The organism is Trinickia sp. HAY1-2D, assembly GCF_056754935.1.
The window spans coordinates 3,383,273-3,399,392 of record NZ_JBPGWX010000002.1 but is presented as its reverse complement, the minus strand read 5'-3'; the positions used below and the strand labels follow the sequence as shown (position 1 = coordinate 3,399,392).

The window sequence follows — 16,120 nt, the reverse complement described above, 5'->3', positions numbered from 1 at the left end:
GCGGGAACCGCGCCTACCGCGTCATTTGCACCGAACCCGAGACATTCACGCTCACACGCGCCTTGCCCCCTTCGACGGGCAGCGGCGCCGCTTCCGCGGCGGGCGCCGCGGCCATCGCGCGCATGGCGAAGAGCGGTCTCGGCGGCGGCGCTTCCTGACCGATGTTGACCTGCCGTATCGTGTAGCCGTTGTAACCGAACGCCTGCGCGGCCGATTCGGCCTGCTTGCGGAACGAGTCGATCGCCTGCCGGGTCAGGTGTTCGGCCGCCGTGCGCTGCGCTTCGGGCGACAATGAAAACGAGACATTGGCAACTTGCATCGACGTATTCATTTGCCCGGCAAGCTTCGACGCCGCGGCGAAATCGCGCGATTCGAGCACGACTTCCGTGCGTCCGCGCCAAGCGGAAATGCGGCCATTCCGATCGGTCGACGGATAGATCGAAAACGCGCCCGTACGTGCGCTCACGCCGGTCACGCTCTTTGCCTGCGCAAGCGCCGTGGCCGTGCGTTTGTTGAGGGCATCCGTCAATGAAGCCGCATCGGCGGCTTCCTGTTCGTAAAACAGCGTGATGTCGACGACATCCTGAGGCACTTCGTCGCTCGCCTGCGCGGATAGCGACAACACACCGGCCGGCGCGCTCTCCGCGGACGGCGGCGTGGCCGCGCGCGCCGCGTCGGTTGCGAATGGGGCAACACACGTCAGTGCGGCGGCGGCAACGAGCGTGAAAACAGTGGCGGTCGTTCTTGTCATCTCTCAGGTCCTTTTTCTTGGAAAAATCGATGGATGAGGTTCACGCCAGCCGTTCGGTGATGAAGCGCCATTCGGCTTCGGTGACGGGTGTGATCGACAGACGGTTGCCTTTCGCCAGCACGCGCATGTCGGCGAGCTCGCGATGTTTGCGCAGCTCGGCGAGCGAAATGAGCGGTATTTTCTTGACGAACTCGACGTCGACCAGCATCCAGCGCGGCGACTCGCGTGTCGATTTCGGATCGAAGTACACGCTTTTGGGGTCGAACTGCGTCGGATCGGGATAGGCGCCGGAGACGACGCGGGCGATCCCCGCGATGCCGGGCTCGGGACAGCTCGAATGGTAAAAAAGCACACCGTCGCCGAGCTGCATCGTATCGCGCATGAAGTTGCGCGCCTGATAGTTGCGTACGCCGGTCCAGGGGAGCGTGCGCGAGGAAGCGGTGGCGAGATCGTCGATACTCGCTTCGTCCGGTTCGGACTTCATCAGCCAATAGCGCATAGGGTCGATTGAATGCGTTCAACGGTGGATGAAACCAACACGGCCCGGTAGTTTTGGCCTTCTCGCGCCGCAAATGAAAACGGCATCGGTCGAACCGATGCCGTCGAATAAAGTCCCCGCCTTGGCCGCTAGGCCGGCATCCTGAACCGGGAGTTCAGAATTGGTCGCAGTTAGCCGCACTTCGGGTACATCAGACAGAGTGACGCGCACACCCGTGCTGCAAATTTCCGCAACCGTGCACATGGCATTGGTTCAAGGAATTTATGACCTTGGCGAACCAGGCAGGGAAGCCGTAAAACTTGTGTAAAGCTCAACATACCGAACAGTCACAACCACCAGTGCTCGAAGCGTCGTGCCTCATGCAACGGCTATCGCGCTTCGCTTTGCTCCAGCACCGCGCCAAGCTGTTCGTTCATTTGACGCATTGTACGCCTGATTTCCTCGGCCGGGAATGCTTCCCCATGCCGGATACTTTCTTGCAGCTTGACCAGTTCCGACGCGAGCGAGAGGGCTGCCATGACCGCGATGCGATCGGTGCCGCGCACGCTGCTCACTGAGCGGACTTTCGTCATTTCGGCGTCCACGCGCGCAACGGCGTCGAGCAGTTGCGTTTCGGTTTCGGGGGAGCACGCAAGACGGTACGTCTGCCCGAGAATCGTCGCTTCGATCTGCTTCGTCGTCATGCGTTTTCTCCCTGCTGAGCCGCCGCGTTCGCCGAATTGCCGTGCGGCGCTTCGCGCTCGCCCGGTTCGGCGAGCAGATCGAGCTGGTTATCGCCTTCGTACGGGCCCTTCGTGCGCGGCAGTTTTTCGAGAATGGCGTTCAGGCGCACCTGCGCATCGTCGATCTTGGCAAGCAATGTATCGCGCTCGACTTGCAAGGCATTGCGTTCGTCGCGCAGGAGTTCGAGCTCGGCGTGGGCCGAGTCGTTTTCCGCGCGCAATTGCGCAAGCTGCTCTTCGAGCGCGTGGCGGGCCTGCTGATGGCGTTCGTTGATCGCGATCAGCCGGCCGATGTTGTGTGACAGGGTTTCGAGTTCGGTGAGCATCTGCTGCGTCCTCTAAAGACTTGCGCATTTTAGCGCGGAATACGCGAGCATCCGATCCTTGTCTCGTTTCGAGACGTAACAACATCCTGTCGATTTGTGCCGATGTTGCCGCCCGAGACGCCAAAACGGTCGATTCTTGACGCTCATGGGGCCCGCTCCTACACTTGCGGCACTTTGGTGCCCGCGCGTTCGTTTCCGATGCGCGCGGTTAAACGGGAAACAGGGAGCGTGCGGCGTTTCGCGCGTCAACCTGTGCTGCCCCCGCAACGGTAAGCGATGCGTCGTCCGCGTTCGTCGCGGCGAAATCGATCCGAAGCCACTGCGTGCCTTGGCGCGTGGGAAGGCGGATTCGAGAGCTCGTCAGCCCGGATACCGGCCAAAGGGGGAGCGCCGCTCCCGACGGCAACGCGAAGCTGCATCGCGTGTTTCGGGGCGTGCTCATGACGGGGTGGCCTGCGGGGAAGCGGGCTGCCTGCCGATCCATGGGAATACCAACGATGTCCTTATCCATGCCGCGCGCGGCGTGCGTTGCGTTCGCAGGCCTGCCGCTTGCCGCGCTCGCGCAATCGGCCGCCTTCGATTCACCGTCGAGTTCGTCGACGGTTTCGGTTTCAGGTTCCATCTCCGCCTCCACCGCGTCCGATTCGACCCTTGGCACGTTGGAGCCGATCGTCGTGACGGCGCGGCGTTCGCCTCAGGCCCTCGCCGATGCGATCCCGCAAACCACGAGTTTTACGCGGCAAGATATCGAGGATTCGACGGCGATCGATCTGCCGGGGCTGCTGTCGCTCGCGCCGGGCGCGCAGCTCATTCGTAACGGCGGGCCCGGCGGCAATGCGTCGCTGACGCTGCGCGGCGGCTCGCCGACGCAATCGCTCGTGCTGATCGACGGGGTGCGCGTCGATTCGGTCAGTCTCGCGCAGGCGCAGATCGCGCAGCTTCCGCTGTCGCAAATCGACCATGTGGAGGTCGTGAACGGGGACGTCTCCGCGCTTTATGGCTCGGGCGCGATGGGGGGCGTCGTGCAGGTCTTCACGAAAGACGGCGGCAATCATCCGCCGCGTTTTCATTTTTCGCTCGGCTACGGCAGCTATCACACGCAAACGCAGGAAGCGGGTGTCGATGGCGCATTGGACAAGGAAGGCAAGACGACCTTCAGCTTCGATGTTTCGCGCTTCAAGAACGATGGCTTTTCGTCGATCGACCCGGCGCTCGCGCCGAATGCCAATCCCAATGCGAACGGTTACCTCAACGAGACGGTGTCGGCGGCGATCCGTCATCGGTTCAGCGACAAGTGGGACGCGGGCGTGCGCTTTTTTCAATCGAACGGCAACGCGAGTTTCGACAACCCGTTCGGAATGCCCTCCGATCTGAACGACCTCTACAGCAAAGTGCGCGAGGTCTCCGTATTCGCGAACGGCAAGCTGACCGATCGATGGACCACCCACTTCACCGTCGCGGAGGGCGACGATCGCAGCGTCGAGAAAACGAACGGCGTCTACGACAACCGCTTCGATACGAACAACCGCCAGTACACGTGGCAGAACGATTTCAAGCTGTCGCCGGACCATACGCTGCAACTCGGCTACGAGCATCTCGATCAGTCGCTCGAATCGGACATCTTCGCCGCGCCCGCGCGGCGCGTCGATTCGGCATTCGCAGGCTATACGGGCCGATTCGGCGCGAGTCGTATTCAGGCGAACGTGCGCCGCGATCAGTATTCCGATTTCGGCGGCGCGAACACCTACTACCTGGGCTACGGATACGACATCACCGAGCACTGGGGGGCGCGCTTCAGCTATGCGAGCGCGTTCCGGGCCCCGAGCTTCGACGATCTGTACTACCCCGGCAGCGGCAATCGAGCGATCAGACCCGAGCGCAGTCATGCTCTCGAGGCGGCGCTGCAGTATGCTTCCGATGCATTCGGCGTGGCGCGCCTTACCGCCTTTCAGACGAACTACAGCGACCTCATCAACTATGTGCCGACACAAGGCGGGCTCTTCTATATCGCGAAGAACGTGGGGCGCGCGAAGGTGCAGGGCCTGGAGGCATCATGGCGCGGTCACCTCGGCAAGACCGATATCCGGGCAGCGCTCACGGTGCAAAACCCCGTCGACGAAGATGCCCACGTCGATCTGAACCGGCGTGCGCGGCACTTCGCATCGTTTGCGGCGAACCGGAGCATCGGCACATGGCGCGTCGGCGGCGAGTGGATCGTGAGCGGCGCACGCAACGATAGCGGCACTGTCCTGGGGGGATATGGCGTCGTGAATCTCTCGGCGCGCTACCGCATCACGAAGGCCTGGTACGTGGCCGCCCAGATCGACAATCTCTTCGATAAGCACTATGAGCTCGCCTATACCTACAACACGCCGCGGCGCAGTGCGTTCATCACGCTCGGCTGGCAACAGCAGTAGCGCGCGTGCGTGCGCGAGCGGGGCGCTCATCGTGCTTTGGGCGGCTCGGCGGAGGCTCGGGCCATGAATGCGCAACGCGCGATCGCCATCTGGCTTGCGCTGGCCGCGCTGGCGGGCATCGTATTCGTCGCCGCGCTGACGCTCGGCAGTGTGAGCGTCCCGCCGCTGCGTGCGTTGGGCGCGCTTGCCCATTCCGGCACGGCGGGCGCCGATACGATCGACGAAATCGTGCGCAGTCTTCGTCTGCCGCGTGCACTCGCGGGGTTCGGCTGCGGCGCTTTGCTCGCGCTGGCCGGCGCGCTGCTGCAGGTGCTGCTGCGCAATCCGCTTGCCGAACCGTACGTGCTTGGCGTATCGGGCGGCGCCGCCGTGTTTGCGATCGCCGCTTTGCTCGCGGGCGCGGCATGGTGGCTCGTCGATGCGGCCGCGTTCGCGGGGGCCTTGTTCACCATCGCGCTCGTGCTCGGCTTCGCCCGCCGTGCGCTTGCCCGCGGCGAGCCGCAAGAGGCGTCGCCGCGGCTGTTGCTCACCGGTGTCGTACTCGCCACGGGCTGGGGGGCCGGCGTCACGCTTCTGCTGACGCTGGCGCCGGACGAGCGGCTGCGGGGCATTCTCTTTTGGCTCGCGGGCGACCTCAACGGCGTGGCCAGCCCATGGCCCGCGCTGGCGGCGCTCGCGCTCGCGCTGGCCGCGGCGGCATCGGTTGCGCCGCAGCTCAATGTCCTCGCGCGCGGCGAAGCGGTGGCGTTCGCCCTGGGCGTGAACGCGGGACAGCTGCGCTTGCGCATTTATCTGGTGGCGTCGCTTGCCACCGCCGCAGCGGTGACGACGGCGGGGACCATAGGCTTCGTCGGCCTCGTGGTGCCGCACGCGTTGCGTCTCGCGTTCGGCAACGATCAGCGCATGCTCGTGCCGGCGAGCGCGCTGGCCGGGGGCCTGTTCGTCATGAGTGCCGACCTGCTCGCGCGCACGGTCGCCGCGCCGGCGCAGTTGCCGGTGGGGGTGATCACGGCATTGTTCGGCGTGCCGGTGTTTCTGTGGATGCTGGCGCGGAGGTCGCGATGAGGAGCGCGCAAATGGTCGTTTCGACGCTCGCTGCATACGAGCTCGCGCTCGACGCGGGCGAGCGCGTCTTGCTGGCCGATTTCACGCAGACGTTCGGCGCCGGCGAGCTCTGGTGCGTGGCGGGTCCGAACGGTGCGGGCAAGACGACGCTGCTTTCGACGCTCGCGGGGCTCGTGCCGCCGGCGCGGGGGCGTGTTGCACTCGATGATGTGCCGATCGGCGATTGGCGGCCGGGCGAGCTCGCGAAACGCCGTGCGCTGATGCCGCAAAACGTGCACGACGCGTTCAGCGCAACGGTGTTCGACATCGTGCTTCTGAACCGTTTTCCGTATCTTGGCGGCTGGGGCTGGGAGACTGAGCGCGATCGCGCCGCCGCGCACGCGGCGCTCGACGCGCTTGCGCTTGCCCAACTGGCGGCACGCGACGTACGTTCGCTGTCGGGCGGCGAGCGCCAGCGCGTGGCGCTCGCCGCCGCGCTCTGTCAGGATGCACCGCTGTTGTTGCTCGATGAGCCGCTTGCGCATCTCGACCTGCGTCATCAGATCGACTGTCTGACGTTGCTCGCGCACTGGGCCCGAGAAAGTCCGCGCACAGTCATATTTTCCTGTCACGATCTGAACCTCGCGCGTCGTTTCGCGACCCACGCGCTGCTGATGCCCGGTGACGGTACGGCGCATGCCGGGCCCGTGCGGGACGTGCTCACGCCCGAACTCGCGAGCCGCGTGTTCGGATACCCGCTCGTGCTGATCGAAGCCGACGGTCACGAGGCGCTCGTGCCCGCGCTGCGTCGACCTGAAAGGGAGTCCCCCGAACCTTGAACCCCCCAGTGAACCTGGCCGCATGTCGGCTTATGCCGATTCTTTCGCGAAATCGTTCGCCATCGGCACGATGATTTCGACCGAACCCATAGGAAAGGTATGAACGCCTCCGTTACGTTGCCCGTCGTCGAACCGCTCGACCGTTCGCTCGGCTCCGAGCTTCAACGCATCATCGACGGCAAGACCAAGCCGCCCGGCAGCCTTGGCCGGCTCGAAGCGCTCGCATGTCAGATCGGCATGATCCAGCGCACGACGCACCCCACGCTCGCGCGGCCGGCCATGATCGTCTTCGCGGGCGACCACGGCATCGCCGAGGAAGGTGTCAGCCCCTATCCACAGGCGGTCACGGCGCAGATGGTCGCGAACTTTCTCGCCGGAGGCGCGGCGATCAATGCGATCAGCTCGGTGGCCGGGTTCACGCTGGAGGTCGTCAACGCGGGCGTGGCCGCGACGCTCGAAGCGTTGCCAGGCCTCGTCGATATTCCCATCGCCCGCGGCACGCGTAACTTCGCACGCGAGTGCGCCATGACGCGCGAGGCGGCGCTCGCGGCCATCGCGGCCGGCGCGCAGCGCGTGCGTCATCATGCGGCGCTCGGCACCAACGTGGTCGGCTTCGGCGAGATGGGCATTGCGAATACGTCGTCCGCGGCATGCCTGATGAGCCGCCTCGCAGGCGTGCCGATCGACGAATGCGTCGGCCGGGGCACCGGACTCAACGATGCCGGGCTTGCGCACAAGCGCCGCGTGCTCGGCGCGGCGCTGGCGCGCCACGCAGGCGCGACGCAGCCGCTCGACGCCCTGGCGGCATTCGGCGGCTTCGAGATCGCGATGATGACCGGCGCCTATCTCGCCGCGGCCGAGGCGAAGATGACGATCCTCGTCGATGGATTCATCGCCACGGCGGCGTTTCTCGTCGCCAACTCGCTCGCGCCGGCGGTGCGCGATTATTGCGTCTTCGCGCACCTGTCGAACGAGGCGGGTCACCGGCGCATGCTCGACGCCTTCGACGCCAAGCCGCTGCTGGCCCTCGACATGCGGCTCGGCGAGGGCACGGGTGCTGCGCTTGCCTTGCCGCTCTTGCGCGCGGCGGTCGCGTTTCTCAACGAGATGGCGAGCTTCGAATCCGCCGGTGTAGCCGGGCGCGGCGACGCCGGCCAAACAGGCCAACCCAGCGAGTCGGACCCGCTCCGCGGCGGGCGCGGCACATCGTGACACGCCATGCCGGCGGCCACGAGACCGAGCGCGTGCGCCGCCTCGATCCGCGCGCCGAGTGGCGCTATCTGTGCGCGGCACTCGGCTATTTCACGCGCGTGCCGGTACCGTATGGCGTCGGTGCCGCGCAAGGCGATCTGGCCGGCGCCATCCGCTACTTCCCGCTCATCGGCGCGTTGGTCGGTGCATTCGGCGCGCTCGTCTACCTGCTGGCGTGGCGCGTTTTCCCGGTGTCGCTGGCCGTACTGCTTTCGATGGCGGCAACTCTGCTGGTAACGGGGGCCTTTCACGAAGACGGGCTGGCCGACTGCTGCGACGCGTTCGGCGGCGGCATGGCGCGCGAGGATGTCCTGCGAATCATGCGCGATCCGCGCATTGGCGCATTCGGCGCGATCGCGCTCGTCATGGCTCTCGCGATCAAATGGCAGGCGCTCGCCGCGCTTCCCCCGCTCGTGGCCGCCTGGGTCATGGTGGCCGCGCATGCGGCCAGCCGCGCGCTCGCGGCGAGTCTGCTCGTCACGCTCGATTACGCGCGAGCCGAAGGCAAGGCGGGCGCTGTCGTGCGGCGCCTGTCCGTACGCGCGTACGGCCTCATCGCTGCACTCGGACTGCCTTGGCTCTTCTGGCCGGACTGGCGCGCCGGGCTTGCCGCGCTGGCCGTGGCGGCCGTGCTGCGCATGCTGATGTCGCGCTATTTCCAGCGGCGCCTCGGCGGCTATACGGGCGATTGCCTGGGCTTCGCGCAGCAAGTCTTCGAGCTGGCGATCTACCTCGTCGTTCTCGCATGGATCTCGTCCTGATCCGCCATCCGCCGCCGGCTGTCGAGCGCGGCGTCTGCTACGGGCGCACCGACGTGCCGCTCGCCGTCGACGAGCGTGAGGCGGCTGCCGCCATCGTCGCGCGGCTGGCGGCACTCGATGTCCCTCTGCCGCGCTCGCTCGTCACGAGTCCGCTCGTTCGGTGCGCCGGCGTGGCGCGTCAATTGGCGCGCCGCTTCAACTGCGCCGAGACCGCCGACGCCAGGGTCCAGGAAATCGATTTCGGCGCCTGGGAGCGCCTCAGATGGGATGCCATCGACCGTGCGGCGCTCGACGCCTGGGCTGCCGATTTGCGCCACGCGCGCACGCACGGCGGCGAAAGCGTGGCGCAATTCGGCACACGCGTGGGCGAATGGTTCGAGACCTGGAAACGGGCGAGCAAGGTCGCGGGGGCGGCGCAGCGAGGAAGCAAGGCGCCGACGCTCGCCGTCACGCACGCGGGCGTGATCCGTATGCTGGCGTCGCTGGCACTTGCCGTACCGCTCGAGCGCACACTTGCGTGGCCCGTCGCGATGTCCGGCATCGTTTGGCTCCGGGGAGACGAGGAGGGCGACGCTTGGCGCGTGATTCGGTGGAACGGGTGACGTTTGGCCGGATCGACCGGATCGATGAGCCGAGGTGGATTCGCTCAGTGCGCGTCCGAAGCCCCGGCGGCTGCGCCCGAGGCAGGCCGTTTCGCTCGAGCCGTTTCAAGGTCGCGGCACAGTGCATCGATGCCTTCGGCCAGACGTGGCCCCGGCCGGTTGATCAGGTCGCCGTCGATGGCGAACAGATTGCCGCGCGCGACGGCAGTCATGCGCGGCCACGCGCGCCAGCGCGCGAGATCGGGCAGCGGCGCGTCGGGTGAGGGCGCGGTGGCGCCCTTGGCCGCCGTGACGATGGCCTCGGGGTTCGCCGCGACGACGGCTTCGACCGACACTGTGGGCACGCGAGCGGTCAGCTCGCCGAATACGTTGCGTCCGCCGCATAGCGCAATGGCGTCACTGACGATATGCGCGCCGTTGAGCGTCAGGAGCGGGCGGTCCCAGACCTGATAGAACACGCTGACCACGGGTCGCGCGGCATAGCGCGCCCGCAGCCGGGCGATTTCGTCGCGATAGCGCTGCGCCGCGGCGCGGGCCGTGCTTTCGGTGCCGAGCAACGTCCCGAGGCGTTCCAGGTTCGTCGCGACGTCATCGACCTTGTGCGGCTCGCTGACGAAAAGCGGGATGCCGAGGGCACGCAGCTTATCGAGCTGCCGCGTGTCGTTGCCATGCCGCCACACGACGATGAGTTCGGGCCTGAGCGCGACGATGCGCTCGAGATCGAGTGCGGAATTGCTGCCCACACGCGGCAGCGCGTTGGCTTCGGGCGGATAGTCGCTATAGGACACCGCGCCCACGAGCCGTGAGCCGCCGCCGGCTGCATAGACGAGCTCTGTCGTGTGCGGCGCGAGCGAAATGACGCGTGCCGCGGGCTGGGCGAGCGTGACGGTGCGGCCCGCGTCGTCGACGACGGAAACGGCCGCGCGCGCGGGCAGCGGCGAACCGGCGGCGCAGGCGAATGCAATGGCAAGAGTCAGCGCTTCGACGAGCTTGCGCATCAGGCGGTTCGGGTCGGGCCCGGCGCCGTTTTGACCGCGAGAGGAAGACCCGCCACCATCAGCGTGACCTCGGGCGCGAGCGCGGCCACGCGCTGATTGAGCCGGCCGAGCGCATCGACATAGCGGCGCGTCACCGAACCGAGCGGCACCACGCCCAGGCCGATCTCGTTGCTGACGACGATGACGCGCGCGCGAGCGGCCGCCAGCGCCGCCATGAGCGCGTCGATCCGGGCGTCGGCGTCCTCAGCCGCGGGGCCGCACGCTTCGGGCGGGCACAGGAGACCGGCGAGCCATAGCGTCAGGCAGTCGACGAGTACACAGGCATCGTCCCCGTCGGCCGCGCGAAGCGCATCGTCGAGCGCGGCACCGGCTTCGACGAGCCGCCAATGCGCCGGCCGCCTCGCGCGGTGGTGAGCGATCCGCTCGCTGAACTCGGCATCGGCGCCGCGGGCCGTCGCGATGTAGGTGACGCCGCGGCCGCTGGCCCCGGCGAGGCCCTCGGCATAGGCGCTCTTGCCCGAGCGAGCGCCGCCGAGCACGAAAATGAGGTCTGGCGTGGTCATCGCGCGATTGTAACGGCATCGCGGGCCCGACATGGCGTCCGGGCGGTTGCCGAAGGGGCTACGGCGCGAACCGATTTGCCGATATCATCGACACCCATACGGGGCCAGACGGCTTCGCGAATCGGGAGCGTTCATGACGGTAATCGTGGTGGCCAACCCCAAGGGCGGGGTGGGCAAGAGCACGTTGTCGACCAATCTGGCCGGCTCGTTCGCGGCAAACGGGGAATGGGTTGCGCTCGCGGACCTGGACCGGCAGCAATCGGCCCAGTCGTGGCTGGCGTTGCGGCCCGGTGGCCTGCCGCCCATCGAGAGCTGGGAGGTCGATCCCGATGCGCCCGCCAAGCCGCCGCGCGGCCTGGAGCGGGCCGTCGTCGATACGCCGGCCGGATTGCACGGCAATCGTCTCGTGAGTGCGCTCGAGCTGGCGGACAAGGTCATCGTGCCGCTGCAGCCGTCGATGTTCGACATTCTCGCCACACAGCATTTCCTCGAACGGCTCGCGAAGGAGAAGGCCGTGCGCAGGGGCGCCATCGAAGTCGGCGTCGTCGGGATGCGCGTGGACGCGCGTACGCGCTCGGCCGACCAATTGCACCGCTTCGTGGAGGGGCTCGATCTGCCGGTGCTGGGATTTTTGCGCGATACGCAGAACTACGTGCAATTGGCCGCGCACGGACTCACGCTATGGGACGTGGCAAAAAGCCGCGTCGAGAAAGACCTCGAGCAGTGGGAACCCATCGTCGCCTGGGCGGCCCGCTGACGGCTGCTGGCCGAGGCGCCCGTGCGCAGCACGCGATGCGCTCCGCGCGCAGCCGCCGGGTGCGTCAGCTCCAGCTTTGCACGGGCACCTGGGCGCGGCTGCCTTTGATCTTGTTGCGCTCGTCGACGAATACGAGTTTCGGCTCCCAGCCGGCCGCCCGATCCGCTTCGTCGACCATCGCGAACGCGGCGATGATGACGAGATCCCCGAGCTGGGCCCGCCGCGCGGCCGAGCCGTTCAGCGAGATCATGCCGCTGCCGCGTTCGCCGCGAATGGCGTAGGTCGAGAACCGCTCGCCGTTGTTGACGTTCCAGATGTCGATGCGTTCGTTCTCGACGATATCGGCCGCATCGAGCAGATCTTCGTCGATCGCGCAGGAGCCTTCGTAATGGAGCTCGCAGTGCGTGACGACGGCGCGATGAATCTTCGATTTGAGCAAATGGCGCTGCATGGTCGTTTCCTCTGACGTGCGCGGCAACTCACGCGTGCCGCTTCAGATTTCCAGATTGTCGATGAGACGTGTGGCGCCGAGCTTCGCGGCGGCCAGCACGACGAGGGGCGCATCGGTTTCGTGAGGGGCGGGCGCGATGAGATCCTCGCGCTTGCGTACGGCCACGTAATCGGGTTGCCAGCCGCGTGCGGCGAGGCTCGCCATTGCGTCGCGCTCGAGCCGCTTGAAATCGCGCTCGCCGGTGTGCACGGCATCGCGCAGGCGGCCGAGCGTGACGGCGAGCATCGGCGCTTCGCCGCGCTCGGCCTCGGTCAGATAGCGGTTGCGGGAGCTGAGCGCGAGCCCATCCGCGTCGCGCACCGTTTCCGCCGCGATGATGTCGGTCTGCAGCGCGAACTGATGGCACATGCGCCGCACGATCATCAGCTGCTGGTAGTCCTTCTTGCCGAATACGGCCACCCGCGGTTGCACGCAGGCCATCAGCTTCATGACGACCGTGCACACGCCCGTGAAAAAGCCCGGCCGGAATTCGCCCTCGAGGATGTCGCCGAGGTCGTGCGGCGGATGCACGCTATATTCCTGCGGCTCGGGATACATGTCGCGCTCGGTCGGCGCGAACAGCACGTAGACGTTTTCCCTTTGCAGCTTGTCGATGTCGGCTTCGAGCGTGCGCGGGTACTTGTCGAAGTCCTCGTTCGGGCCGAACTGCAGCCGGTTGACGAAGATGCTCGCGACGACCGGGTCGCCGTGCTGACGCGCGAGACGCATCAGCGAGAGATGTCCCTCGTGCAGGTTGCCCATGGTCGGCACGAAAGCCGTACGGTTCTGTCCGCGCAACTGGTCGCGTAATTCCTGGATCGAGCTGATGACTTTCATGATGGACCGGGGTTGAAGCGCGGCGAGGCGCGTGGACTGCAACAGGGCGCCGATTGTAGAGGATTCGACGAGGCGCGATAGCGAAAAGAGCGGATCCTCCAGGGCAACCGTGGCGCCGTTCAGCGCTACGCCGGCAGATAAGCCAGCCGCACGTAGATCGGCGCGAACGGTTCGGCCTGCGTGATCTCGATCAGCGATTCGCGCGACAGCTCGAGCATGGCGATGAAGTTGACGACGACGACAGGCACACCGCGCGAAACGTCGAACAATTCGGCGAACTCCATGAAGCGCGCATTTTGCAGCCGCCGCAGGATCAGGCTCATATGCTCGCGTACGGACAGCTCCTCGCGCGAAATCTTGTGATGCGCAACGAGCTTGGCCCGCTTGAGCACATCGGCCCAGGCCGCCCGCAGATCGTCGATGACGACGTCGGGAAAGCGCGGCGCGATGCTCTGCTCGATATAGACGTCGGCCCGCAGAAAATCCCGCCCGAGCTGAGGCAATTGATCGATGCGCTGCGCGGCGAGCTTGATCCGTTCGTACTCGAGCAAGCGCCGCACGAGCTCGGCGCGCGGATCCTCCGCTTCCTCGCCCGTATCCGCTTTCTTCACCGGCAACAGCATGCGCGACTTGATCTCGATGAGCATCGCGGCCATCAGCAGATACTCGGAGGCGAGTTCGAGGTTCGTCTGGCGCAGTTGTTCGACATAGCCGAGGTATTGCACCGTGACATCGGCCATCGGGATATCGAGTACGTTGAAGTTCTGCTTGCGGATCAGATAGAGCAGCAGATCCAGCGGACCTTCGAACGTTTCGAGAAAGACTTCGAGCGCGTCCGGCGGGATATAGAGGTCCTGCGGCAGCTTGAAGAGCGGCTCGCCGTAAAGACGCGCGAATGCCACGCCGTCGATCGTGTCGGGCGTGGTATCGGTGGCCGGCGCGGCGAGCGCCGAGACCGGCTCTTGCGAGCGCGTGGCCTCGTCGGCGGGGTTCACGCGGTGGGCGCTCAGAAGTTCTGGTAGTAGACGTACGGCAATTGCTTGACGCCCGCTGCCTGCTGACGCGCCCGCTCCTCGAGATCGAGCGGCTGTTTGTCCCACAGGAGCGCGCGGCCGCGGCGCTGCTCTTCCTCGAGCGTCGGCTGTTGCTGCTTGAGCTGGTTCAGGAACTGCGTGATATCCGATTGATACATGGCTCGTCGTTCGTGGAAAAAAGGGGCACATCGGTGCGGCGAGCACCGTCTCTCGCAAACCGGGATTTTAGCGCATGCCATCGCAGGCGGAACATCGCGGGCGCCGTGGCGTCAAAACCGCGCTGGCTCAGCGGACTCGCTTTCGCGCGGTCGCCCCCAGGCCGCGGCTGTGGTCAAATGGGCGGCCGGCGGCGCGTGCTCGTATGCGCCGCGGGTGAGTTCGTCTTTTCAACGTTGCCGGGAGGCCCTGTTTGCGGGACGCAGCGATCGACAACCCGTGCTTGACGCGCACCGCCCGCCGGTGCGCCGGACGCCTCGCCCGCAGCTGGCTCGCAGCGGCTGTCGGGGCACTGCTTGCGGGGCTTGCGTTGCCTGCTTCGGCCAAATATGGCATCGAGATCGATGCGCCGCGCGAACTTCGCAAGCTGCTGAAAGCGCATCTCGACCTCTCTCGATTTGCCAAGCGCGACGACATCACGGACGATCAATTCGATTTTCTCTTGACGGCGACGCCGCAGCAGGTGCGCGATCTCGCAGCCACGGACGGCTATTTTTCACCGGTCGTGCGTACCGATGTCCGCACGGCCGAGGGCAAGAAAAAGGTGATCGTGCATGTCGATCCGGGGCCGCGCACGAACGTCTCGTCGATCGATCTCTCGTTCGCCGGCCCGGTGAAAACGGAAGACCCCTCCCGCGAGAACGCGGCGCGTTTCGCCTTCTCGCTGCACCCGGGCGACCCCTTCACGCAATCGGGCTGGAGCGATGCCAAATCGGCAGCGCTCAAGGCGCTGCAGGCCCGTCGCTATCTCGGCGCGAAGATCGCGCGCTCTCAGGCGCTCATCGATCCGCGCAAAAAGACAGCGGCGCTTTCTGTCGCGTTCGAGAGCGGTCCGACGTTTACGGTGGGTCCGCTCGACGTATCGGGCGTGCGCCGCTATCCCGAATGGATCGTGACCAACGTCAATCCGATTGCCGTCGGCGAGTTTTATGACACGACGCGGATCGAGGAACTGCAACGGCAATTGCAGAACACGCCGTATTACGCCAGTGTCGCGATCGATGTCGACAGCGACGTCGACAAGCCGCACGAGACGCCGATTCACGTGAAGGTCAGCGAGTATCCGTATAACAGCGTGCGCGGAGGGGTCGGCTACGCGACCGATACGGGCGCGCACGTCCAGGGCGCCTACTCGTATCTGAATACGTTCGGGGCTGCCTGGCCGTTTTCGGTCCAGGGCCGGCTCGATCAGATCCAGCAATACGGCCAGATCCAGTTGTCGATGCCGCCGGGGCGGCGGGGCTGGGTCAACAGCGCGCTCGCGTCGTACACGAGCACCAACGTATCGGACACGCGCATTTATAGCGCGCGCATCGGTGTGCAGCGCGCGCGCACGTCGCAGTTCATCGATTACACCTATTCGCTGCAGTACTACGTCGATCGGCTCGATCAGAACGCCGCCAGCCCGAAGACGAGCCACGCGCTCGTGCCGCAGTGGTCGTGGACGCGGCGCAATGTCGACGATCTGCTATTTCCGCATTCGGGCAATCTGCTCCACGCCGAGGCGGGCTTCGCGGTGCGCCATGCGCTCTCGGACGAGACCTTCGTGCGCGGCTATGCGCGCGGCGTGCAGTATCTGCCGGTCGGCAAACGCGATCTCCTGCTTTTTCGCGCGGAGCTCGGCGGCGTGTTCACGAGCGGCAGCTCTGCCGATGTGCCGGCATCGCTGCTGTTTCGCGCGGGCGGGTCGAACTCGGTACGCGGCTATGGCTTTCAGAGTATCGGCAACAAGGTGTCGGGCTCGGTGCTGCCGACGAAGTACCTCATCACCGGCACGGCCGAGTATCAGCACTGGTTCACGCACGATTGGGGCGCCGCGGTGTTCTATGACATCGGCGCAGCCACGGATACCTGGCGCGAGCGGACGTTCTTCCCCGGCGTCGGCTTCGGCGCGCGCTGGCGCAGCCCGGTCGGCCCAGTCAACGTCGACCTCGCGTATGGCATTCGCAACAAGAGCGTAAGGCCGTATCTGACGCTTGGCATCGCCTTTTGAAACGGCCTCAAACCGCATGA

Annotated in this window: 18 protein-coding genes, 1 other RNA gene and 1 riboswitch; of the genes, 8 read left to right on the top strand and 11 right to left on the bottom strand. The window is 66.1% G+C overall.

The genetic code is table 11. The features are described 5' to 3' along the window. Positions 1-13: 13 nt before the first annotated feature. From ACR9ZC_RS22865 to ACR9ZC_RS22845, 5 genes are all read right to left on the bottom strand, one after another. Complete coding sequence (locus ACR9ZC_RS22865) at positions 14-751, bottom strand: SIMPL domain-containing protein (protein WP_481582016.1); 738 nt, start codon at positions 749-751, stop codon at positions 14-16. Between the two features lie 40 nt (positions 752-791). After that, positions 792-1,250, bottom strand: coding sequence for an EVE domain-containing protein (locus ACR9ZC_RS22860; RefSeq protein ID WP_331568392.1), 459 nt, complete (start codon positions 1,248-1,250; stop codon positions 792-794). Between the two features lie 109 nt (positions 1,251-1,359). Beyond that, a non-coding RNA gene (ssrS, locus tag ACR9ZC_RS22855) (6S RNA) lies at positions 1,360-1,541 on the bottom strand. Positions 1,542-1,618: 77 nt separating this feature from the next. After that, complete coding sequence (locus ACR9ZC_RS22850) at positions 1,619-1,933, bottom strand: cell division protein ZapA (RefSeq protein WP_331568393.1); 315 nt, start codon at positions 1,931-1,933, stop codon at positions 1,619-1,621. Beyond that, complete coding sequence (locus tag ACR9ZC_RS22845) at positions 1,930-2,298, bottom strand: ATPase (RefSeq protein ID WP_481582015.1); 369 nt, start codon at positions 2,296-2,298, stop codon at positions 1,930-1,932. Before ACR9ZC_RS22845 ends, ACR9ZC_RS22850 begins: the two co-directional genes overlap by 4 nt. 159 nt (positions 2,299-2,457) lie before the next feature. Next, a riboswitch (cobalamin riboswitch) is annotated at positions 2,458-2,693 on the top strand. 102 nt (positions 2,694-2,795) lie between these two features. Between ACR9ZC_RS22845 and ACR9ZC_RS22840 the strand changes: the two genes are divergently transcribed. The 6 genes from ACR9ZC_RS22840 (at position 2,796) to ACR9ZC_RS22815 (ending at position 9,212) form a co-directional block, all read left to right on the top strand. Next, on the top strand, positions 2,796-4,715 hold the full coding sequence (locus tag ACR9ZC_RS22840) for a TonB-dependent receptor plug domain-containing protein (protein ID WP_481582014.1): 1,920 nt from the start codon (positions 2,796-2,798) through the stop codon (positions 4,713-4,715). 63 nt (positions 4,716-4,778) lie between these two features. Then, on the top strand, positions 4,779-5,780 hold the full coding sequence (locus ACR9ZC_RS22835) for a FecCD family ABC transporter permease (protein WP_481582013.1): 1,002 nt from the start codon (positions 4,779-4,781) through the stop codon (positions 5,778-5,780). Positions 5,781-5,791: 11 nt separating this feature from the next. Further along, on the top strand, positions 5,792-6,598 hold the full coding sequence (locus ACR9ZC_RS22830; RefSeq protein ID WP_481582012.1) for an ABC transporter ATP-binding protein: 807 nt from the start codon (positions 5,792-5,794) through the stop codon (positions 6,596-6,598). 99 nt (positions 6,599-6,697) lie between these two features. Further along, positions 6,698-7,810, top strand: a complete 1,113-nt coding sequence (gene cobT / locus ACR9ZC_RS22825) for a nicotinate-nucleotide--dimethylbenzimidazole phosphoribosyltransferase (protein ID WP_481582011.1) — start codon at positions 6,698-6,700, stop codon at positions 7,808-7,810. Next, positions 7,807-8,610 (top strand): adenosylcobinamide-GDP ribazoletransferase, encoded by an 804-nt coding sequence (locus tag ACR9ZC_RS22820; RefSeq protein WP_481582010.1) that lies wholly within the window; start codon positions 7,807-7,809, stop codon positions 8,608-8,610. The genes cobT and ACR9ZC_RS22820 overlap by 4 nt, the downstream gene beginning before the upstream one ends. Continuing rightward, positions 8,595-9,212 carry a histidine phosphatase family protein gene (locus ACR9ZC_RS22815; protein WP_481582009.1) on the top strand — a complete coding sequence of 206 codons (618 nt, stop codon included), beginning with the start codon at positions 8,595-8,597 and terminating at the stop codon, positions 9,210-9,212. The genes ACR9ZC_RS22820 and ACR9ZC_RS22815 overlap by 16 nt, the downstream gene beginning before the upstream one ends. A gap of 44 nt (positions 9,213-9,256) precedes the next feature. Here the strand turns inward: ACR9ZC_RS22815 and ACR9ZC_RS22810 are convergent, their stop codons facing one another. Further along, entirely contained in the window at positions 9,257-10,210 is a 954-nt protein-coding gene (locus tag ACR9ZC_RS22810; RefSeq protein ID WP_481582008.1) for a cobalamin-binding protein, read from the bottom strand. Further along, entirely contained in the window at positions 10,210-10,773 is a 564-nt protein-coding gene (cobU, locus tag ACR9ZC_RS22805; RefSeq protein ID WP_481582007.1) for a bifunctional adenosylcobinamide kinase/adenosylcobinamide-phosphate guanylyltransferase, read from the bottom strand. Before cobU ends, ACR9ZC_RS22810 begins: the two co-directional genes overlap by 1 nt. Positions 10,774-10,906: 133 nt before the next feature. On the opposite strand from cobU, the gene ACR9ZC_RS22800 reads away from it, so the two are divergent. Then, positions 10,907-11,530 (top strand): ParA family protein, encoded by a 624-nt coding sequence (locus ACR9ZC_RS22800; protein WP_440559801.1) that lies wholly within the window; start codon positions 10,907-10,909, stop codon positions 11,528-11,530. 64 nt (positions 11,531-11,594) lie between these two features. Here ACR9ZC_RS22800 and panD read toward each other — a convergent pair whose 3' ends face one another. The 4 genes from panD to ACR9ZC_RS22780 all read right to left on the bottom strand — a co-directional run bounded on the left by panD (position 11,595) and on the right by ACR9ZC_RS22780 (position 14,049). Beyond that, complete coding sequence (panD, locus tag ACR9ZC_RS22795) at positions 11,595-11,981, bottom strand: aspartate 1-decarboxylase (RefSeq protein ID WP_173259355.1); 387 nt, start codon at positions 11,979-11,981, stop codon at positions 11,595-11,597. A gap of 42 nt (positions 11,982-12,023) precedes the next feature. Further along, positions 12,024-12,857, bottom strand: a complete 834-nt coding sequence (gene panC / locus ACR9ZC_RS22790) for a pantoate--beta-alanine ligase (RefSeq protein WP_481582006.1) — start codon at positions 12,855-12,857, stop codon at positions 12,024-12,026. 125 nt (positions 12,858-12,982) lie between these two features. Then, positions 12,983-13,852, bottom strand: a complete 870-nt coding sequence (locus tag ACR9ZC_RS22785; RefSeq protein ID WP_481582005.1) for a segregation and condensation protein A — start codon at positions 13,850-13,852, stop codon at positions 12,983-12,985. 11 nt (positions 13,853-13,863) lie between these two features. Further along, on the bottom strand, positions 13,864-14,049 hold the full coding sequence (locus ACR9ZC_RS22780; protein ID WP_331568407.1) for a DUF3460 family protein: 186 nt from the start codon (positions 14,047-14,049) through the stop codon (positions 13,864-13,866). A gap of 251 nt (positions 14,050-14,300) precedes the next feature. Here ACR9ZC_RS22780 and ACR9ZC_RS22775 point away from each other — a divergent pair, with 251 nt between their 5' ends. Further along, positions 14,301-16,100 (top strand): autotransporter assembly complex protein TamA, encoded by a 1,800-nt coding sequence (locus ACR9ZC_RS22775; RefSeq protein ID WP_481582004.1) that lies wholly within the window; start codon positions 14,301-14,303, stop codon positions 16,098-16,100. Positions 16,101-16,120: the final 20 nt, after the last annotated feature.